The 20400-nt window shown below is 43.3% G+C and carries 17 protein-coding genes; 10 read left to right on the top strand and 7 right to left on the bottom strand.

The window, feature by feature from the left end:
- Window positions 1-5: 5 nt before the first annotated feature.
- The 3 genes from SNE26_RS29130 to SNE26_RS29120 all read right to left on the bottom strand — a co-directional run bounded on the left by SNE26_RS29130 (window position 6) and on the right by SNE26_RS29120 (window position 1883).
- Entirely contained in the window at window positions 6-368 is a 363-nt protein-coding gene (locus tag SNE26_RS29130) for a hypothetical protein (RefSeq protein ID WP_321557309.1), read from the bottom strand.
- Window positions 359-592, bottom strand: a complete 234-nt coding sequence (locus SNE26_RS29125) for a hypothetical protein (protein ID WP_321557308.1) — start codon at window positions 590-592, stop codon at window positions 359-361. The genes SNE26_RS29130 and SNE26_RS29125 overlap by 10 nt, the downstream gene beginning before the upstream one ends.
- Before the next feature lie 379 nt (window positions 593-971).
- Complete coding sequence (locus SNE26_RS29120; protein WP_321557307.1) at window positions 972-1883, bottom strand: serine hydrolase; 912 nt, start codon at window positions 1881-1883, stop codon at window positions 972-974.
- 325 nt (window positions 1884-2208) lie between these two features.
- Between SNE26_RS29120 and SNE26_RS29115 the strand changes: the two genes are divergently transcribed.
- The 4 genes from SNE26_RS29115 to SNE26_RS29100 all read left to right on the top strand — a co-directional run bounded on the left by SNE26_RS29115 (window position 2209) and on the right by SNE26_RS29100 (window position 6765).
- Window positions 2209-2667 (top strand): hypothetical protein, encoded by a 459-nt coding sequence (locus SNE26_RS29115; RefSeq protein WP_321557306.1) that lies wholly within the window; start codon window positions 2209-2211, stop codon window positions 2665-2667.
- 156 nt (window positions 2668-2823) lie between these two features.
- Complete coding sequence (gene lpxK / locus SNE26_RS29110) at window positions 2824-3867, top strand: tetraacyldisaccharide 4'-kinase (protein WP_321557305.1); 1044 nt, start codon at window positions 2824-2826, stop codon at window positions 3865-3867.
- A complete protein-coding gene (locus SNE26_RS29105; RefSeq protein ID WP_274986791.1) occupies window positions 3851-4666 on the top strand; it encodes a purine-nucleoside phosphorylase in 816 nt (271 codons plus the stop codon). The genes lpxK and SNE26_RS29105 overlap by 17 nt, the downstream gene beginning before the upstream one ends.
- Complete coding sequence (locus tag SNE26_RS29100) at window positions 4666-6765, top strand: putative porin (RefSeq protein WP_321557304.1); 2100 nt, start codon at window positions 4666-4668, stop codon at window positions 6763-6765. Before SNE26_RS29105 ends, SNE26_RS29100 begins: the two co-directional genes overlap by 1 nt.
- 198 nt (window positions 6766-6963) lie before the next feature.
- On the opposite strand, the gene SNE26_RS29095 is transcribed toward SNE26_RS29100, so the two are convergent.
- From SNE26_RS29095 to SNE26_RS29085, 3 genes are all read right to left on the bottom strand, one after another.
- Window positions 6964-7839, bottom strand: a complete 876-nt coding sequence (locus SNE26_RS29095) for an IS3 family transposase (protein ID WP_321554928.1) — start codon at window positions 7837-7839, stop codon at window positions 6964-6966.
- A 29-nt stretch (window positions 7840-7868) separates the two neighbouring features.
- Entirely contained in the window at window positions 7869-8249 is a 381-nt protein-coding gene (locus SNE26_RS29090) for a hypothetical protein (RefSeq protein WP_321554927.1), read from the bottom strand.
- Between the two features lie 122 nt (window positions 8250-8371).
- Window positions 8372-8740 carry a glyoxalase superfamily protein gene (locus SNE26_RS29085; protein WP_321557303.1) on the bottom strand — a complete coding sequence of 123 codons (369 nt, stop codon included), beginning with the start codon at window positions 8738-8740 and terminating at the stop codon, window positions 8372-8374.
- A gap of 227 nt (window positions 8741-8967) precedes the next feature.
- Between SNE26_RS29085 and SNE26_RS29080 the strand changes: the two genes are divergently transcribed.
- The 5 genes from SNE26_RS29080 to SNE26_RS29060 all read left to right on the top strand — a co-directional run bounded on the left by SNE26_RS29080 (window position 8968) and on the right by SNE26_RS29060 (window position 17759).
- The gene (locus tag SNE26_RS29080; protein ID WP_321557302.1) at window positions 8968-10002 is read left to right on the top strand and encodes a histidine kinase; all 1035 of its coding nucleotides are present in this window, start codon (window positions 8968-8970) and stop codon (window positions 10000-10002) included.
- Window positions 9999-10703, top strand: coding sequence for a LytTR family DNA-binding domain-containing protein (locus SNE26_RS29075; RefSeq protein ID WP_321557301.1), 705 nt, complete (start codon window positions 9999-10001; stop codon window positions 10701-10703). Before SNE26_RS29080 ends, SNE26_RS29075 begins: the two co-directional genes overlap by 4 nt.
- 458 nt (window positions 10704-11161) lie before the next feature.
- Window positions 11162-13963, top strand: coding sequence for a TonB-dependent receptor (locus SNE26_RS29070; protein WP_321557300.1), 2802 nt, complete (start codon window positions 11162-11164; stop codon window positions 13961-13963).
- Window positions 13954-14766 (top strand): DUF4249 family protein, encoded by an 813-nt coding sequence (locus SNE26_RS29065; RefSeq protein ID WP_321557299.1) that lies wholly within the window; start codon window positions 13954-13956, stop codon window positions 14764-14766. Before SNE26_RS29070 ends, SNE26_RS29065 begins: the two co-directional genes overlap by 10 nt.
- Window positions 14767-15251: 485 nt before the next feature.
- Window positions 15252-17759 carry an outer membrane beta-barrel family protein gene (locus SNE26_RS29060; RefSeq protein WP_321557298.1) on the top strand — a complete coding sequence of 836 codons (2508 nt, stop codon included), beginning with the start codon at window positions 15252-15254 and terminating at the stop codon, window positions 17757-17759.
- Window positions 17760-17961: 202 nt separating this feature from the next.
- Here the strand turns inward: SNE26_RS29060 and SNE26_RS29055 are convergent, their stop codons facing one another.
- The gene (locus SNE26_RS29055) at window positions 17962-19770 is read right to left on the bottom strand and encodes a DNA mismatch repair protein MutS (protein ID WP_321557297.1); all 1809 of its coding nucleotides are present in this window, start codon (window positions 19768-19770) and stop codon (window positions 17962-17964) included.
- A 63-nt stretch (window positions 19771-19833) separates the two neighbouring features.
- Between SNE26_RS29055 and rlmH the strand changes: the two genes are divergently transcribed.
- Window positions 19834-20307: a 23S rRNA (pseudouridine(1915)-N(3))-methyltransferase RlmH gene (gene rlmH / locus SNE26_RS29050; protein ID WP_321557296.1), complete on the top strand. Its 474-nt coding sequence runs from the start codon at window positions 19834-19836 to the stop codon at window positions 20305-20307.
- The last annotated feature ends 93 nt before the right edge of the window (window positions 20308-20400 follow it).

The raw sequence follows: 20400 nt of genomic DNA, 5'->3' as shown, positions 1-20400 counted from the left end.
CCTTGTTATAAACCTTTATCAAGTGCGTCCAGCTGCGCCCAAATTTTATGCTTATAGGGCTGCGGGGACGCTTCAAAATAAACTGCAGCAATATCACTACCGGGTTTTACTTTTTTAACATGAATACGGAAGTTAAGAATCAGCGGATTTTGTGTCATATAATCAGTCATTTCGGCTTTACCTTCAAAAGCCTGGGTATCGGTATCACCTGCTTTAATATTTTGAAGTTTTACCTTTACAGGTGTGGCAACTGCGGTATCAATTTTTGCCTGTTTTAAATTGCTTTTTACCAGGCCGCTATAATAATCATGCAGGTATTTTTCAAGCTGTGCCCTGGTAAAAGTAGTCTTATCAGTAATTATCCACAAAAAAGCATACGTCCAATAACCATCAGCTCCCTTTTTAGCCCATTCAGGTGAAAAGCGGATATCTTCAGTACCCTTACAGTTGCAAATTGCGGAGGCAACGCAAATGTTTCGGTATGCCAGTTTTCAGGAACCAGCAATGGATATACCGGCGCAATTTGCTGACCATAACCGGCGCATTTCAATAATATAATTAACAAGCAGGTAAAGAGTATTTTAACACGCATAACAGTTTAGATTTTACAATTAAAGTTACGCTAAAGAAACCCGGTTATCTGTTAAAAAAGGTTAAGGTTATTGCGGGAAAATAAAAGCCCCATAGCACTCGCTGCATGGGGCTTTAAACCTAAACCTTATCACAAATCCGGGTTTGGACACCCGTAATTGAACTGTAAATGTAAACATGATTTTTTATAACTGTATCGCGTTTGTTACAATTTAATTCTTTTGCATCATATAGCATCCATTTATATAAATCTCATATTTTTTTACATTAATTTAACGGTATATTCACAATAGAAACCTGCGTCAATCTTATTTGAATACGGAACACATCTCTCTCAGGACTTGCACGATAAGAACAAGCTATGACCTGTTAAATATTTTTTACTCATTCAACATAAACTTGTCAACCCCATCTGCCGGCTGCCATTTATCCGCAGGTTCAAAATAATGCCAAAGCAGGGCCGATATCTTTTTGATCAGTAATCCGGCCTCGTTATTGGGAGTCCAGCTGGTATCTGTATTGTGATTAGTGATGATCGAAAACACATAATCGCCATGCGGGGCATTAACAAGTACCGTTTCTGAGCGCGATTCATCAACTGCACCCTGTTTAGATATGGTATGCACATAAGGTGGAATTTGCGATAACGCATGCTCATCCCAATAAATGCGGCCCATGTTCCGGTACATCCTTTCGCTGGCTGCCGGGCTTACAGCCTTGCCTTCGCGGATCATGGTGAACAGGCGGCACATTTCGCGCGGGGTGCTTACCCCCCAGCCGTAGATCTTACGAATGGCCTCCCTGCCCGGCACACGCGAATTTACCCGCATTACCTTAAAGCCATTTTGATTGAGCCAGTTGTTGATATAATCACTTCCCACCAGCTTTTGCAGCCACAGGCTTGCCGTGTTATCGCTCATGGTGATCATGAGCATAGCCACCTTACTTAGCTGCACGGTGTCTTTATCTTTGAATGAGCCCAGCAAGTCTTCACCTGCATAAAGCAATGAATCGCGGTAAACTAATTTTTGATTATACTTCAGCTCACCCTTCTCTATTTTATCCATTACTCCGCATTGAATGCTCACTTTGATCATGCTGGCCGTAGGGAATAAGGTGTCGGCATTGATCTCTGCTGTTTTACCTGTTTTTAGGTTATGTACATAGACGCCAACCTGGCCCCGAAAATCTTTGACAGCTTCTTTCAATTTAGCGGTAAGTTTACTATCGGTTTGTGCAAACGCCGGTGCAGCTAACATTATCAACAACAATAAGGTAAGTTTATGTTTCATGGAATGTGTGATCTAAAAAATGAAAATACGAATTTTAATATAACAGGCATCATCCGTTATTGATGCCACAGGGAAATCGCGTAAAAAACATTATAGAAGAATTAAAAGCAGATAAGCGAAAAATTTACACACTAATTTTTCCGAATTATCCGAATTACACGAATCTTTAATATAGAAAGAATTTTAATTCGATTAATTGTGGCATACCTGCAAGGCAATTCGTGTCAAAATTTTCCTCCGCAATTTCTTCGAATAACCACAATTATTTAAAAGCAATTTCCCAAATTGATGGCATTTCTATATTTGCTAAAACATCAGTCAACCCATGAACCAGTTTGTTGATATTACCAATCGCAAAGTGCTGTACCGCTTACTGCTTAACCTTCAGCCCGAAGCAGCACCGCTTTGGGGCAAAATGAAACCACAGCAAATGATTGAACACCTTATTGACCAGGTTCAGTATACCAACGGTGTAAAAATGCCAACCTGGGATGGCCCGGATGATAACACAGCTGCGCGTAAACAGGCTGCCATTTATACCGATGCCGAAATACCCCGTAATATCTTTTTAGAACAATTGGCTGATACCTTAATCTACCCCAACCTCGAAACAGCCATTAATCAATTAATGAAAGAGCTGGATACTTTCGACAGGTATTTCAACACGAATGATGTTAAAGTAATTCATGGCGCCTTTGGCCCTATGGATTATTATGAGTGGATCATATGGCACGGCAAGCATTTTACACATCATTTAAAACAGTTTGGGGTGATAGGCTCGTAGTAAATTGGTATCAAATATTAACTTTGCTGTTCTTCAGAAAATTAAAAGAAGAAATGCGTCATTGCGAGGTACGAAGCAATCGCGAACTCTACAGAGCGGACCTGTAATTTGGGGATTGCTTCGTACCTCGCAATGACGGGTTGAGAAAAATCATATATGAAATTCCTCCGCTGGCTTTTAATACCTTTTTCGCTGATTTACGGCCTGGTTGTGGGTATCCGTAACTGGTGTTATAACCGGAGAATCTTTAAAAGTACCGGGTTTGATATGCCGATAATTGTAGTCGGCAATCTTGATGTGGGTGGAGCGGGCAAAAGCCCTATGACCGAATATTTGATCCGGTTATTGAAGGATAGTTATAAAATAACTACACTTAGCCGGGGCTACGGCCGTGCAACCAAAGGTTTTTTATTAGCTTCTGCCGAAAGCAAAGCATCCGATATAGGTGATGAGCCTACACAGTTCAAACATAAATTCCCGAATCTTGATGTAGCCGTTTGCGAAAAGCGGGTGGAGGGTGTAGAACAGTTGAAAGACGATCATGATGTTATTATTTTAGATGATGCCTACCAGCACCGCGCACTTGAACCGGGCATGAGCATTTTGCTTTTTGATTACAGCCGGGTTAACGAACCTCACTTCCTGCTGCCGGCAGGTAACCTGCGCGAATCGTTCGGCGGGCGTAAAAGAGCTGATGTGATCATCATTAGTAAATGTCCTGCTTCGCTTAGTGACCTGGAACAGGGCCGGGCGATTAAACGGATCAAACCGTATCCGCACCAGTCGCTGTTTTTCACCACCATAAACTATCTGCCTGCGCAAACTATGGATGGGACACCGGTTATAAATACTATTGATAATCAAACCACGGTTTTCCTGCTTACGGGGATAGCTAATCCAAAACCATTATTAGCCTATCTCAAAAAGCAAACGCAACTGGTTGTTCATCATAATTATCCCGACCATCACCGTTTTAGCTTAAAAAATATCAGTAAACTTGCCGATGAATTTTCGGCCTGTTCATCACAAAAAAAAGTGATCATCACAACAGAAAAGGATGCGCAGCGTTTAGGGGAACAGGACCTGCTTCCGATGGTTAAAAAACTGCCCATCCTGGTGCTGCCTATAGGCGTTAGTTTTTTAAATAACGGGCAACAACAATTTGACGAATTAGTACAAACATATGTTAGACAATATTGAAGGCACCGCCCGGTACATCAAAAACCGGATAGGCGATTTTGAACCCGAAGTGGGTATAATTTTAGGTACCGGCCTTGGCGGCCTGGTAAAAGAAATTGAGGTTGAAAAACAGCTGATGTATTCTAACATTCCTGATTTTCCTATCTCAACGCTTGAGTTTCACTCGGGCAAGCTTATTTTTGGTACCCTTGCAGGCGTTAAAGTTGTGGCCATGCAGGGCCGTTTGCATTATTACGAAGGCTACAACATGCAGCAGATCACTTTCCCGGTTAGGGTGATGAAATACCTGGGCATTAAAACGCTGTACGTATCAAATGCCAGCGGCTCGCTTAACCCCGATTTTAAAAAGGGCGACCTGATGATCATTGAAGACCATATTAACCTGCAGCCTCAAAACCCGCTGGTTGGCCGCAATTATGAAGAGCTTGGCCCACGGTTCCCGGATATGAGCGAGCCTTACCGTCATGATATGATCGAAAAGGGCTTAGCCATCGCTCAGAAAAATAACATCACCTGCCATAAAGGCGTTTATGTAGCGGTAACCGGCCCTAACCTGGAAACCCGTGCCGAGTACAAATACCTGCGCATCATTGGCGGCGACGCCGTTGGTATGAGCACTGTGCCCGAAGTTATTGTTGCTAACCACATGGGCATCCCAACGTTTGCTATTTCGGTATTAACCGATGAGGGCTTCCCTGAAATATTGAAGCCGATAACGTTAGAAGAAATCCTTGCCATTGCTCAGGAAGCCGAACCTAAAATGACCCTCATACTTAAAGAACTGATAGCCGGTAATTAATGCGCCAAAAGCTCAAATATATTTTTTTATTGCTGATGTGCTTATCGGTACACACTGCTTTTGCGCAGTATGGTAACCGTACCAATCCGCGTAACCTGCCTACCCGTGATACAGCCCGCCGACAGGAAAAACAACTGACCGACGATCAGCTCTTGGACAGTTTGCGCCGTAAAGAAGAAAACAAAAAGGACTCGGTGGTTTTTAGTTCTAAATTTATCCGTGTTACCAATGAGCGTTTGCTGAACGACAGCACGCAACTGTTTCCGATTGATACCGGCATAACCAGCTTTGAAATCTACAGTCCGCTTATTGATCCGCGCAGCCCACGGATCCATTTAGGTAATATCGGCCTGTCACAACGGCCTTTGCTTTTTGAGCCCAGCAGGACCATAGGCTTTGACCTGGGTTTACATGCACTGGATATTTATGCACTGAAGCCGCAGGATATCAATTACTATAATACGCGGGTACCTTATACCAAGCTTACGTTGTACAACGCCTTTGGCGGTTCGGCCATCCAGTTGTTTAATATCGTCCATACCCAAAATATAAAGCCTAACTGGAACATCGGCTTTAATCTTAATTTCAACGGGTCGAAAGGCTTTTACAACTTTAATAATGTACTGGGGCAAAACGTGAGCGATTTGAATGCCTCCATTTTTACCTGGTACGAATCAAAAAGCAAACGGTACAACCTGTTAGCCAACCTGTTATTTAATAACCTTAAAGCTCCCGAAACAGGCAGCATCCTCAACGATTCGGTATTTACCAGCACCAATGTAAACAATGCATTTTCAAAAGACAGGGCGGCTGTGCGCCTCCCTTACAGCTACGAAAACTGGAACGATAAAGGGCTTTACATTAAACAATTTTACTACTTAGGCCGGATAGATAGCTTGAATAAGGGAAAGGATAATTCAAAGATCCTGCCTACCCAGCGCGTATCACATACCCTTCATGTATCAAATAGCAGGTACCTGTATAAACAAAGCGGTGTTGACACCTATAACGTATTTCCCGATTATTATTACAGTAATAACCGGTCGCGCGATTCAACAGTCGTGACACATATTCAAAATGAGTTTTCCTATAGCTTTTACCTCCGCAGTAAATCTGTAAAATTTGTTAAGAATGAGTTGAAGCTTGATCTGGGCCTTGTGCATGATTTTTATTCATACAACCAATATGTTAGCGACACCACCCTTAACGAGTATGGCGCAAAATATGTTCACCAGGACAAAGTGCAGCACAATACTTTCCAGGATATTACACTTAAAGCTAAACTTGGTTACCGCTTTAGCGACCGTATTGCGCTCGACGCCGATTTCAGGCAGATTGCCCAGGGCCGGGATTTTGGCAACTACCTTTATGATGCCAAACTTACCCTGGCAGGCGGTAAAAAAACCGGAAAGATCATTTTAGAAGCTTATTCGCAAAACAGCTCTCCGCCGCTGGTTTATAACAACTGGATCTCCAATCATTATATTTTTCATAATGATTTCAGTAATCAAAAAACAACCAGCGCATCGTTTAACTACATTAACAATGCCCTGCAAATTGATTTAAAGGCCGAATACTTTTTGATCAGCAATTACCTGTATTTTACAGCGCAGGATGGCGGTACTGATGTCCGTCCGGCTCAACTTAACAACTCTATCAACCTGTTAAAAGTAAGTTTGGGTAAAAACTTTACTTACCGGAGCCTGCATTTTGACAACTACGTGGTATATCAAAAAACCGATTATCAAAACACGCTTCGCACGCCGGAAGTATATGCTTACAGCAGCTTATATGTTAACAGGGTTTTGCTTAATGTACTGCATGCCAGTATGGGTATAAATGGAAGGTACAATACAGAATATGTTGCCTCTTCATATGCCCCAGGCCTGGGCCAGTTTTATAATGGCGCAAACGTTACGTTTTCATCCTATCCGATATTTGGTGTATTTTTCAAAGCAACCTTGCAGCGTACCAACCTGTTTGTTGCTTATGATTATATCAACCAGCGCGCCTGGAGCAAAGGCTATTACACGGTTAACCGTTACCCACAACAGGATGCCATCTTGAAATTCGGCGTTTCATGGACATTTTATAATTAATAAAGAATCCTATCCAGTTCAAAAAAAATGTCATTTCCTTTGGTCTAACAAGAGAACCTTTTCTGGCGCAAGTCTTGTGCGGCAGGAATGCGGGTAGATGACTTGTGCCTTTGGGACTGTATCGTCCTAAAATAAGTTTACAGTTTAATTGATTAATCCTGCTATAGGTTTACATTATTGATTAGTCCTAAAATAGGTTTACAGATTGACATTTTTTGAATTATAATAACTTTTCCAATTTCGCTGTACAGATAGGTTATTTTGATGTACGATCTCAGGTGTAAGCATATTGCAACTCATGTGAGGCCTTAGCTTATTATAAGTGTTTACAGACTTAGCTAAAAGTTCCATAACCTGGTTTTTATCATTAAGTATATGATGTTCCAGGTACTCCTGTTTCATTATTCCATTTATCCGTTCCGCTACTGCGTTCTCTAAAGGGTCTCCGTTTTCGGTCATGCTGATGATTATTTCATTGTCCTGTAATAGCTTTACATAATCATAGCTACAGTACTGAACACCTCTGTCTGAATGATGTATTAAGCCAGTCAAAGGCTGGTCACTTTCTTTAATGGCCATTTGTAAAGCACTAAGTGTGTGAACTGCATCCAGTGTATCAGCGGCATGATAGCCGACGATCTTTTTACTATAGGCATCCGTTATAAAACTGATATAAACGAATCCCTTCTTTGTCCTGTAGTAAGTGATATCTGACACCCATATTTCGTTCACTTTAGTCGGAATAATTTCTCTTATGCAATTAGGATATTTTCTTAGCCAATGAAAAGATTGAGTAGTATGTATGCGCCGCCTTTTCTTTCTAACTAACAAGTAGTGAGCAGCAAGCAGATCAAAAAGCGCATCCCTGCCCATTTTTATCCGGTGCTCAAGCAAAAAAGGCTGCAGCAAAACATAGAGTTTTTTACCGCCAATAATCGGATGTATGGCCCTTATTGCCCGGACCTCATTTAATAATATTTCCTGCTCAAAGCTTATCGCTTCTGTCTCCCAAAAATGCTGGTAATAGGCCTGCCGGGTAACTCCAAGTAAACAACAGCACTTCACCAGGCTCATCCCAGGGTAGCTGTCTTTAATCTCACGGATTACTTGGTATCGGACTTTTTTCGGATATTGATCTTAAGATCTCTTTCGGCCACTTCTATCATTTTACGATAAAGCTCCTTCTCCAGCAATGCATCTTCAAGTTGCTTTTTTAATAACTTAATTGATGCGCTGTTTTCGGCCGGGACATCCTGATCTTTCTTGGTTGGCATATCATTCGAAGATACATAAATTGTTTTCTTCATCTCCAATCCGAATGATTTGAGCCAAAACGCAATACGGCTATTGCCTAATTTGTATTTCCTTTCAATCGTTGTTCGGCTTTCCTGACCTTCTAAATATTCTTGACAAACTTTACGCTTAAACTCCTCGCTGTACTGGCTTTGCCATTTGCTGCCATACACTTTTGAATATCTTTCCATTTTTGTTTACTGTTGTGTAAACCTATTTTAGGACAAGACAGACTAACGAAAGCACAAGTCACCCGCCCTCTAACCACTACACAAGACTTGCGCTAAAAAAAAGGATAAAAAGAAAAATCAACCTACCCCTTCAATTCCTCACTAAATGTTAGCCTGTTGCCAAAAGGATCATGAACGGTCATGGTGATAGCCTTGTCATTCCATTCAGGCACTTCCAAACCCGGGCGATTGTATTTGTATTTTTTGGCGATGAGATGGGCGTGATAATCCCTTAGCTCGCTAAAGTCATCAATAGCTATGTGGCTGCCGGGACTGGCATCGCCATGATGTTCGGAGAGGTAAAGCACAACATCGCGCAGGGAAATTTGGATGTATACCGGCACACCTTCGGGTTTGTGTTCCCAATCGGTTTTAAAGCCAAGCCAGTTGATATAAAATTCAATGGCTTTATCGTAATCAAAAATTCGGAGGATGGGTTTTGTTATCGACATAGGTAATTAATTGTTAAACAAATTTAACGGAAAATGCTGCCGTTTTTATACGGCGAACGTGCTTGTTTTCAATCAAAGCCCTCAAATGTTAACAGATGTTAAATATGCCCTGAAAAGCTTAGCAAATTAGGTTTCCATACAACAGATACCGTACTTTCGTCGGCACATTTTACCCCCTCGTCTATTATATTAAGTGGGGGTTTAAAATGAGGCTACCTTAGCATGATATGTTTAAACGGATAAAGCCGGCGCTGATTATCGAAGTTTGTATCCATCTGTTATTTTGGGCGTTGATCATTTTTACGCCCATCATTTCCAGGCCGGATATGCGCGGCTTTCCGCAGCCTGCTTTTTCGCTGGGGCACATTATCAGTTTTAATCTCGTGCTCGCGGCCGAATTTTATCTGAACGCTTTTTTCCTTATTCCCAGGATCTTAAAAAACAACATCTGGTTTTACTTTTTTGCCTTGCTTGCCTCCTTTGTGGCGTTTAATATAATACTGATGGAAGTACGGCATTATTTCCCCGTGCCTCATTTCCCGTGGATGGGGCAACATCATCGTCCTCCGGGGCCGTTCCTGGTTATTTTCCCCTTATTATCAGTTACCGCCGGAAGCTTTGCCTATCACTACCTGGCCGACCAGTTTAAGGCTATCAATAAAAAAAAGGATATAGACAATGCTTCGCTGATCTCTGAACTGGCATTTTTACGTTCGCAGATCAGTCCGCATTTCATTTTTAATGTGATCAACAGCGCGGTAGCGCTTTCGCGTTTAAACCCTTCGGCAGTTGAGCCTACATTGATCCAGCTTTCCAGGCTGCTCCGGTATATGCTTTATGTAACCGATGCCGAAAAAGTTACGCTGTGCCAAAAGGAAGACTACCTGCGCAGCTATATCGAATTGCAGCAACTCCGTTTCCGCGACCAGGTGAAGATCAGTTTCAGCTCTGATATTAAAGCTCCTGAAAAAAGCATTGAACCCATGCTGCTGATCCCGTTTGTGGAAAATGCCTTTAAGCATGGCACGGGCGATATTGAGTCGCCGGCCATAGCCATCACACTTTTTACCGATGAAAAGAACCTTCGCTTCAGCGTACAAAATGTATACAACCCAACTGAAGGCAGTAAGGATAATGCCTCGGGTATTGGCCTGGCTAATGTTAAACGCCGGCTTGAACTATTATACCCTGGCAAACACAACCTATATATCAATAAAAACGAGCAGGCTTATATAGTTATGCTGCAATTGGAACTTAAATGATGCGATGTTTAATAATTGACGATGAGCCGCTTGCGCTCGACCTGCTGGAAGACAACCTCAAACATGTGAACACCATACAGGTAGTAGCCCGGTGCCGTAACGCAGGTGAAGCGATCATAGCCATGCAAAAGGAACAGATCGACCTTATTTTCAGCGATATATACATGCCCGGCATCAATGGGTTACAGTTGGTCAGGAGTTTGACACAGAAGCCCATGGTGATATTTGTTACTGCCTACGAAAAATTTGCGGTGGAAGGCTTTGAGCTTGATGTGGTTGACTACCTGGTTAAGCCTGTACCCTTAGACCGCTTTTTAAAGGCCTGCCACAAAGCGCTCGATTTGTACGAGCTTCGCCGCAGTTATGTACCGCAGCCTACAACAAAAAACCATTTCTTTTTGCATGCTGATTATAACCTCGTTAAGATCAGTTTTGACCAGGTTGAATACATTGAGGGCTTGAAAGATTATATTAAAGTACATCTCATCAATCAGCAAAAACCGGTATTATCCCGTATCAGCCTCAAAGCTATCGAGCTGCAATTACCCCCGGACCAATTTTTCAGGGTACATAAGTCATACCTCGTAAACCTCGACCATGTATCGCAGATGCGCCGCGCCCGCATCAAACTCATCAATACGGAGATACCGTTAAGTGATGGTTATCGTGATGTGATCAACAGGATGATCGGGAAGGTGTAAGCAAACAGGTGTGAGTGTTTAAATCCCTGGACTCAGAAGTTGAAATAACATCTCCATGCCGTCATGCTGAACTTGTTTCAGCACCCCACAAGAAAGGTAGGCGATTTGCTTAGCATGTGGCTTAGCGAGTGAGGTGTTGAAACAAGTTCAACACGACGATAATTTTTTTATTATGTAATTAGGTAGCGCGGTGTGGCAATCGCATACTATACGGGGCGGCTCTGCTTCCGTGCGATTGCCGCGCTGCGCTCGCAATGACATTCTTTATAAGCATTTTCCCATATCGCTGCGTCAAAACCTGCCACTATCACTAACAACTGTCATTTATCTCTGCTAACCACCAATCCCCCTACCACACATCCTGCCGTCTGGTCGACACAAAGCCTCCCATGGTCGATTTTATTTGAGGCACATCAAAACAAGGTGCAATTTCGGCGCTGAAGAAAATATACCCCTACATGAAGAAATTTTCCTTATTGTTAATATCCACCCTTGTATTGTGCGGTACGGTGGCCCATAGTCAGCAAACGCAGCAAAAACTTAAAAAGATTGTGGTTAACCATTTTTTTTCATGTCCGCTTGATGAGCTCTTTGATACACTGGCCATGAATTACAAGGTCCGCATCGTGTTTGAACGTGAGCCCTTGCATGAAATGGATATTGTTGAGCATTTTTTTGAAGAGCCGCTGAAAGAAGTAATTGCCAAAGTTTGCAATGAGAACAGTTTACATTACTGGATAGAATCAAGCGGCACCATCTATATCCTTCAAAACACCGACGACCTGGCGCGGCTTCAAAAACTCAACAAACTCTCATTGCAGGCAGCCAATGCAGTAAAGGCCAAAGAGATTGAGGCCCCCAAAGCTAAGCCCAAACATTTCCTGGTCAGTATTAACGGCCGGGTGATTGACCAGCAAACGGGCGAGTCGCTACCCTCCGCAACGGTGAAGATCAGGGGGACCGACCTGAATGTGATGACCAACGCCGACGGCTATTTTACCATGTTCAGGGTACCTTCAGATACATCGGTAGTGGAGGTTTCATATACGGGATATCAAACCGACTATTTCAGGCTGAGCAGCGAAAAGCTGAATTCGCCGCTGATCTGTGGTTTGTACTCATCGCTCAACAGCTTAAACGAGGTTACCATTACCGGTAAAAAAAGCGGCGTTATGAATACCGATAGCAGGCAGGTTGGCGTGTTACAGCTTTCGCCGGCCAATTTAGATAAGCTGCCAACTATGGGCGATAAAGATGTACTGCGGGCCTTCCAGCTGATGCCCGGCGTAAGTGGCACCAACGAGTCATCATCAGGTGCATACGTACGCGGCGGTACGCCCGACCAAAATTTGGTTGTGCTGGATGGTTTTACCATTTACCAGGTTGATCACCTGTACGGCTTTTTTAGTGCTTTTAATGCCAGTGCAATTAAAGATGTGCAGTTGTATAAAGGCGGCTTTACGGCTAAGTATGGCGGCAGGCTTTCGAGCGTTACCGAACTTAACGGCAAGGAAGGGAACAAGAACGAAACCAATATCGGCACCGATTTGAGTTTACTAAGCGCCAGCGGTTACCTGGAAACGCCGCTGTCGGATAAGTCGACCTTGCTGTTAGCGGTAAGGCGCTCGTACCAGGGGCCATTTTATAATAAGATCTTTAACCAGTTTAATCAAACTACTACCACACAGGGCGGCGGTCCGGGAGGTGGCGGTGGCCGGGGTGGCTTTGGCGGCGGAGGTTTTGCCAATCAAATTACCCCAAGCTCCTACTTTTACGATTTTGATGCCAAGTACACGTACAGCATCAGTCAAAAAGATAAGGTATCATGGACCTTATACACAGGTACCGATAAAACAGATAACAGCAGGGAACTGGGCCTGCCATCATTCCTGTCGTCGGGCAGCAGCGGCATTAACATAACCGACTATACCAAGTACGGCAACCTGGGCAGCAGTATCAAATGGTTCAGGCAATGGAATAAGAAGTTATATTCAAACAACTACATTACTTACTCATCGTACTTTAATGACAGGAACAGGAGCACCTCGGGCTTTTCACAGATCGACACCAACGGGATCTCGCATACGCTGAGCAACGGCACGCTTGAAACCAACAACCTGAAGGATGTGAGCTATAAATCTGAATGGGAATGGACAGTCAGTAACAAATATAAGCTGCTCTTCGGTGGTTTTGCATCCTACAAAAAAATAGATTACGAGTATACCCAAAACGATACCAGCAAGCTCATTAACCAGCATAATAATGCCATGCTGGCCGGCTTTTATACCGAGCTGGCAATCGACCCAAACAATAAATTCCATATTCAGCCGGGTTTGCGCACCAGTTATTTTGGCCCTACATCCAAGCCTTACTTTGAACCAAGGCTCTCGGCAAGTTATAACCTTACCGATAAATTTACCATAAAAGGCGCAACCGGGCAGTTTTACCAGTTTGAGAACCAGGTGATCCGCGAGGATATTTTAGCCGGGAACCGTAATTTCTGGGTACTATCCAACAACAGCAATATCCCCGTTGGCATGGCAAGGCATTTTATATTAGGCACCAGCTATGAAACTGATGAGCTTTTGTTCAGCGTTGAAGGATACTACAAAACACTCAGCGGTCTCACGCAGTACACCGTAAGGCAAACGCAGCCTGCCGGTGGTTTCAGGATGGATCCAAACCAAAATCAAACACAAAGTGTGACCGAAGATTTTTACCAGGGAACGGGCCGTGCTAAAGGCGTTGAGTTTTTGGTGCAGAAAAAAATGGGACGTTATACCGGATGGATCAGCTATACCCTTGCACAGGCTCAAAATAAATTCTCAGCTTTTGGCACTGATTATTACGCCGCAGACCAGGATGTACGCCATGAGTTTAAATCCATCAATATGTACCATTACGAGCGCTGGAACTTCGCCGCTACCTTCCTGTTCAGTACCGGGCACCCTTACACGGCCCCGCTATCCAGCTACACCATTAAAACGGTTGATGGCAACAGCATCACTTACCTCAACATCAGCGACAAAAATGCCGAACGTTTGCCGGCCTATCACCGGCTGGACATGTCGGTATCATATGATCTGCTGAAGATAGACGGGCATAAAATAGGATCGATAGGCTTGTCGCTGTTTAACGTTTACAATCATACCAATACCTGGTACCGCGAATACCAGATGCAAAACAACCAGGTTATCACCACCGATGTTAACTACCTCGGCTTTACCCCTAACGTTACATTAAGCTTAAGATGGAAATAAAAACACACATACGATATATATGCCTCGCATTAATAGCCGGCTGCCTGATGATGGCATCGGCCTGCAAAAAAAACTCTTCTGATACAGATGCGGTAAACAAACCGGTTGTTGAAGCTTACCTTGTTGCGGGGCAACCACTGTCGCTAAAAGTCTATCAGCAAAAAGACCTTACCGATACAGCTACTTACGGATCCGCCATTACCGGGTTGACAATCAATGTAAGCAACGGTATACAGACGGTAAAACTTACCGAAGGAACAAACGGTACTTACACATATGCTGATGCCTCATTCATAACTGCAGGTAAAACCTATTCCATGCAGTTTACCTACAACAACAGCAATGTGAGTGCGTCAACAGTGATGCCCGGCAAACCAATTGGGTTTAAACTGACCGACACCGTGTTCCATGAGCCTAATACGCTTGACCAGGCTTATAATGATAAGGTGCGTGCTACCATCACCTGGACCAACCCCGATTCGTTACAGCATATGTTGCTTTTCAAAAACACCGACAGTAATCCTTTTGAGATCATAGCGGTAAGGAACAACAGGAACCCAAGCTTCGAAATCAATACCGAACGGGCCTCGACATACAGCATAACACAAACCACTTTCAAATACTACGGGGCTTATAAAGTAATATTGCTGAGGGTAAACGATGAATACATTAATATATTAACCAGCAATACCCGTGGCAGCTCGCAAAACCTGGTAAATACCCCAACCAATGTTGTTAACGGGCTTGGCATTTTTACCGCTATGCAGGCAGATACATTGAATTTGAAGGTAACAACGGAGTAAAATCCCACGTTTCATCTGCTGGCGCAAGTTTTGTGTGGTTGCCCGGGCCGGGGCCCACTTATGCCTTCTCCTAAAAAAAGCGTTGAATCCAGCCCTACGAAATTCTAAAAACTGCGTAGGGCTTCAACCGCTTTGTCATTTCCCCTTACTCTGCTGGCGCAAGTCTTGTGTAGCTGCCCCGGGCCAGGCTGACTTGTGCCTTCTCCTAAAAAACGACGTTGAATCCAGATTTACGAAATTTCGAAACTTCGTAAATCTTCCCTGGCGTTGTCATTTATTTCCCTAAGTTGTATCACTCGCAATTGACATGATTCTTATCATTGTCACCCATCGCAAATCCCTCTTTTTAATCCCCCATTGTAAAATCCGCGGTTACATCATGGTAGTGTAACTTATACATTACAAATGCACTATTTGTAAAAAAATAAAAATTCAGCATGTAACATTTAAAGTATTTTCGCCTCCAATTACCAAAATAATACTAAATGAAACGTTTTTACATACTTATTGCATTGTTCTGCTTCGCGTTATCGGCCCGGGCCCAGTTTGGTGTGGGGGGCGGGGGAGCTACCACAACCGGCAGAATATCAGGCACTATCATTGACTCACTTACCAAAAAACCAATGGACTATGCTTCGGTTGGTTTATATCGCAGCGGAGGCAAATCGCCAATTACCGGTGTTGTAACTGATGATAAGGGTAACTTTAAATTAGACAATATAAAGCCGGGCGTATATAAGCTGGCTATCTCATTTATTGGTTATCCAACTAAATATATCGATCAGGTAACCACTACCCCATCAAAACCCGATGCTAAACTTGGCCAGGTACTATTGGCCCCAAGCTCACACGCGCTTAAAGAAGTTTCCGTAGTTGGCCAGGCCGCATTAATCGAAAATAAGATCGATAAGATAGTTTATAACGCGGAGAAAGATCTTACTGCTGCTGGCGGTAACGCTACCGATGTGTTACAAAAAGTGCCTTTGGTTGCCGTCGACCTTAACGGTAACGTATCTATTCGCGGTGACCAGAATGTACGCGTATTGATCAATGGCAAGCCATCCGGCGCTACATCGGCCAGCTTATCAGATGTGTTAAAAACCATCCCTGCCGATCAGATCAAGAGCATCGAGGTGGTAACTTCGCCATCGGCAAAATATGATGCCGAAGGTTCGGCCGGTATTTTGAACATTATCACCAAGCAAAAAAATGTTTCGGGTATCAGCGGCTCAATCAGCGGTGGTGTTGGTACACGTCAAAACAACGGCAACGCCAATATCAACTACAACCACAACAGGTTAAGCTTATCGGCAAACGTAGGTGGTAATGCTACATGGCCGCAAACATCCCTTACATCAAGCGATCAGGACTTTTTCTTTAACGACCCAACGCAGCACCGTTCACAAACTTCAACAGGTACCAGCCGTGTTAAACGCCATGGTATCATTGGTTCAGCATCGGCCGGGTATGATTTTAACGCGTTTAACAATTTGCGTACGTCAATCCGTTTAAACCAGGGCGGTTTTGATCCTAACAGCAAAACCGACTATACCCGTACTTATTATTATGATCCAACGCTTAATAACGCTTATCAAAGCAATAATATAGGACATAACTCATTTGGCGGCTTTGACTGGAATGTTGATTATACGCACAAGTTTAAAAAAGAAGGCCATGAGTTAAGCTTATCTACCCAATGGAGCCACAGCAAAATTGTGACAGATTACACCACCTATTTTTTCAATACCGATGAATTTCAAAACCTGAAGAATAATATCGACGGAAAGAATAATGAGTACACCATACAGGCCGATTACGTTTTGCCAATTAACAAAGTACTGAAGCTGGAAGCCGGCGGTAAAAACATTATCCGGAGGATAAAAAGCGTTTCGGATTATTTCAATCCCGGCGGTGATAGTTTTGTTTATGACCCTGTAAATTCAAATAAATATAACTATAATCAAACTGTTTGGGCCGGTTACTCGGTATTAACGGTTACCCTGCCTAAAGGTTATTCAATACTTGCCGGTGCAAGGCTCGAAAATACCGATATCCATGGTGAACCGATAAACGATTTACAGAGCCTGCAACCGTTTGATCAAAACTATAATACTTTTATACCAAGCTTAACCTTGCAAAAAGCGCTTACCCCAACCCAAACCATCAAACTGGCATACAGTAAACGTATAACAAGGCCAAGCCTGCAATTTTTGAACCCGTTTGTGAACAAGAGCAATATTACTGCACAAACAGTAGGTAACCCGTTACTTGCGCCCGAGGTTTCACAAACTGTTGAATTAGGCTATAACACATTCATTAAATCGTCGGTAATTAACTTATCGGCATATTATAAACATACAACAGGTTTAATTGAAGGTTTAGTAACTAACCTGCCCGAAGACCAGGAGGGTACCATAACTACCTATCAAAACATAGGTACTAACAACTCTATAGGTGCAAGTTTCTTCGGTTCGGTTACTCCGTTTAAAATCCTGACCATTCGCGGTAGTATCAACGCTTATACTTATAAGCCAACTGCTATTAACCAGTTAACTCATGAGCAAACACAAACCTCAACCTATTTTCAGTACAATGCGTTTTTGAGCGCCCAGGTTACTTTGCCAAGTGGTTTTATTGCCGAGAGCTTTGCAGTTCAAAACTCGGCACGCCGTACCATCCAGGGTTCAAACCCATCGTTCAGCATATTTGGTGTGGGAGTTAAAAAACAATTCATGCAGAAGAAAGCTTCTATCGGTATTAACGCCATTGAGCCGTTCAGTACCTATAAAAACTTCAATACCGATTTAAAAACGCCAACATTTACACAAAGCAGCAAATTTGCGTTCCCATTCCGTTCGTTTGGTGTAACGTTTAGCTACAGCTTCGGTAAATTAAGTTTCAGCAACCCGCAACAGCAAAAAAAAGGCATCAACAATGATGACATGAAACAAGGCGACCAGGGTGCCGGCGGTTCACCTACAGGAGGCCGATAGTTTTGTTTAGAAATCAAGTATAGAAGTCAAGACTTTTAGAATAAAGAATCAAGATAAAAGAGCCGGGGGCGTAAATGCTTCCGGCTCTTTTTCTGAACCGGGATTTTTTGGGGGGGGGATTTTTTTGATTCCGGGGATTTTGTCTGAAACTGACAAAGGAAAATCCTATAATCAAAAAAGTCCCCCCAAATCCCTGTTCAGGTTACTCTTCCCCTACCTCAATCCCTATCTGCCTAAGCAACAACGAGGCATTAAAAGTTTTACACTCGCCATGTTTGATCTTGTAATCAAACAGCATTTCGCCGTTCACTACCTGGATATCAAAATAAAAGTTACGTACGTAATCAGGATATTTGGTTTCGAGCTGAGCTATCTGCAAATCGTGAGTAGCTACCATACCCACTGCATTTTTGCGGATGAGTTGCTCGATAACCGCCTTTGAGCCGAGGTATTTATCAACCGAATTGGTACCCCGCAGCATTTCATCTATCAGGAAAAATACTTTCGGCTCATTTTCAACGGCAGCCAGCAGCATTTGCAGGCGGTCGAGCTCGGCTTTAAAGGTTGAAGTACTTTCATTGAGCGAATCTTTAATGCGCATGTAGCTGATCATGGTGATCACCGAAACCTGCATACTTTTGGCGCAAACAGGTGCACCGCTTAAGGCCAGCACGGTATTAATACCCACCGTACGCAAAAAAGTACTCTTACCGGCCATATTTGATCCGGTGATGATATCAACTTTAAAAGTATCATCCAGCTCGTAATCATTTTCGATGCGCTTAGCGGCATCAATAAGCGGATGGGCGATGGCATTGGCAGTAAGGGTATAGCCGGGCCTGTCGTCAATTACAGGAAAACTCCAATCCGGGTAGTTTACGGCTAAACCCGCCAGGCTCAGGAGTGATTCAAATTCGGCGATGACATCAAAAGCGGCTTCAAGGCTGTCCTGGTTTTGCCGTTTCCAGTTTTCGATGGCGATGATCTGGCGGATATCCCACAAAAAAAACAAGTTGAGTACAAAGCCAATCAATAGGTTAAGATGATAATTAAGCTTGTTGATCAACTCCCCCAGTTCTTTTATTTTGGCTGATGTTTTATCCGTTTTTAGCTGTTGTGCTAATACACTGCTATAGGTAGCCTGCCATTGCTGGTCTTCGATACACTTAAATACACCGGCATAGTTGGCTAAAGTATCGCCAATTTTACCGGCAATAAGATCGGCTTTGCGGATGTAGGCTGCTTTTGAAAACACCACACCCATATTAAACAAGCCAACCACAATGGCCGCAAGTTTTGCCGGGGAATAAAAATAAGCAACTACCAACAATGCCGTAAACAGGTAAGGAGCTATTTTGGTATAAGCGGCAAGCCATTTTTCGCCGGGCATATCAAGCGGGATGTGCAGGTATCTGAACAGGTTTTTAAGCTGGTTCACATCCTGCTTTATGGCAAAAATGAGCCGGGTTTGCAGATCGAGCTTCCAGCTGTTTTTGGCGGCTATTTCTTTAACGGCTTCCTGCCTTTGCAATACGGCTTGTTTGCATGCCGGGGCATTAAGCCAGCCGGCCAGTTTATTATTACCCGGTGTGGTAGCTGCACGGTTAATGAGCTGATACAAGGATGCATTACCGTAAATGTCCAGGTCGGAAGTATAAAAGTGTTTATCGTTGCCATAGCGTGCGCCATTGTTGTAGATATTGCCGTGGGTTTGGATACTGGCTATTTCGTTTTCATTCACCTGTTGCAGGTCGTCATAATACTGTTTCTGCTTTTCAAAAGTACTTTGGCGGGCTACCAGCCAGGCAAAGGCAAAAACCAGCAGTACAAAGGCTATAGCAATAATGCTGAAATTGTCGAAATGAATGGCGAAGGCTATAGTTATAGCCACCATGGCAAAAATGCCAAGCCTCAGCAGCGAATAGGTATTGGCGAGCTTTTTATGTTTGGCGGCTTCGGTGGCGGCGAGGCTTGCTCTTTGGGTATAATCGTTTATAATTGTTTGTTCCATGTGCAGATAAATTCAACCAAAATAAACACATATATTTTAAATAAACGTTTATTTGTTTCAGATATGAAGATCACGTTCCTTACCGTTGGAAAAACTGAGGATGCCTACCTGAAGGAAGGCATTGATAAATATGTAAAACGGCTAAAACACTATACCAAACTGGAGCTTGCCGAAATTCCCGAGCTTAAGAACACCAAAGCCCTGAGCCCCGAACAGCAAAAGGCCAAAGAGGCCGAGCTGATCCTCAAGAAAATCACCCCGCTTGATTTTGTGATCCTGATGGATGAGAAAGGCTCCGAATTTACTTCAACCCAGTTTGCGGCTTATATCAACAAAAAGGAAGTTACCACATCGGCCAACTTAATATTTATCATAGGCGGGCCTTATGGTTTTGATGCTTCGGTTTACCAGCGGGCCAATGATAAGATCTCCCTTTCGCGCATGACATTTTCGCACCAGATGGTACGCCTGTTTTTTGTAGAACAACTGTACAGGGCTTATACCATTATGAAGGGGGAGCCTTACCATCATGAATAGAAGCCCCTCTAAATCTCCCCTGAAGGGGAGACTTTAAAAAGCCTTTTAAGCCCTCTCCCTTTAGGGGAGGGTTTGGGTGGGTTTATGAACAAC

The organism is Mucilaginibacter sp. cycad4, from assembly GCF_034263275.1.
Taxonomy (GTDB): domain Bacteria; phylum Bacteroidota; class Bacteroidia; order Sphingobacteriales; family Sphingobacteriaceae; genus Mucilaginibacter.
The sequence above is the reverse complement of the archived record's forward strand: the minus strand, read 5'-3'. Positions and strand labels throughout refer to the sequence as shown.

Coding starts and splice junctions, on each gene's coding strand:
- SNE26_RS29125 (WP_321557308.1), bottom strand. CDS start 592: ATGCGTGTTAAAATACTCTTTACCTGCTTGTTAATTATATTATTGAAA.
- SNE26_RS29120 (WP_321557307.1), bottom strand. CDS start 1,883: ATGAAACATAAACTTACCTTATTGTTGTTGATAATGTTAGCTGCACCG.
- SNE26_RS29115 (WP_321557306.1), top strand. CDS start 2,209: ATGAACCAGTTTGTTGATATTACCAATCGCAAAGTGCTGTACCGCTTA.
- lpxK (WP_321557305.1), top strand. CDS start 2,824: ATGAAATTCCTCCGCTGGCTTTTAATACCTTTTTCGCTGATTTACGGC.
- SNE26_RS29105 (WP_274986791.1), top strand. CDS start 3,851: ATGTTAGACAATATTGAAGGCACCGCCCGGTACATCAAAAACCGGATA.
- SNE26_RS29100 (WP_321557304.1), top strand. CDS start 4,666: ATGCGCCAAAAGCTCAAATATATTTTTTTATTGCTGATGTGCTTATCG.
- SNE26_RS29095 (WP_321554928.1), bottom strand. CDS start 7,839: ATGAGCCTGGTGAAGTGCTGTTGTTTACTTGGAGTTACCCGGCAGGCC.
- SNE26_RS29090 (WP_321554927.1), bottom strand. CDS start 8,249: ATGGAAAGATATTCAAAAGTGTATGGCAGCAAATGGCAAAGCCAGTAC.
- SNE26_RS29085 (WP_321557303.1), bottom strand. CDS start 8,740: ATGTCGATAACAAAACCCATCCTCCGAATTTTTGATTACGATAAAGCC.
- SNE26_RS29080 (WP_321557302.1), top strand. CDS start 8,968: ATGTTTAAACGGATAAAGCCGGCGCTGATTATCGAAGTTTGTATCCAT.
- SNE26_RS29075 (WP_321557301.1), top strand. CDS start 9,999: ATGATGCGATGTTTAATAATTGACGATGAGCCGCTTGCGCTCGACCTG.
- SNE26_RS29070 (WP_321557300.1), top strand. CDS start 11,162: ATGAAGAAATTTTCCTTATTGTTAATATCCACCCTTGTATTGTGCGGT.
- SNE26_RS29065 (WP_321557299.1), top strand. CDS start 13,954: ATGGAAATAAAAACACACATACGATATATATGCCTCGCATTAATAGCC.
- SNE26_RS29060 (WP_321557298.1), top strand. CDS start 15,252: ATGAAACGTTTTTACATACTTATTGCATTGTTCTGCTTCGCGTTATCG.
- SNE26_RS29055 (WP_321557297.1), bottom strand. CDS start 19,770: ATGGAACAAACAATTATAAACGATTATACCCAAAGAGCAAGCCTCGCC.
- rlmH (WP_321557296.1), top strand. CDS start 19,834: ATGAAGATCACGTTCCTTACCGTTGGAAAAACTGAGGATGCCTACCTG.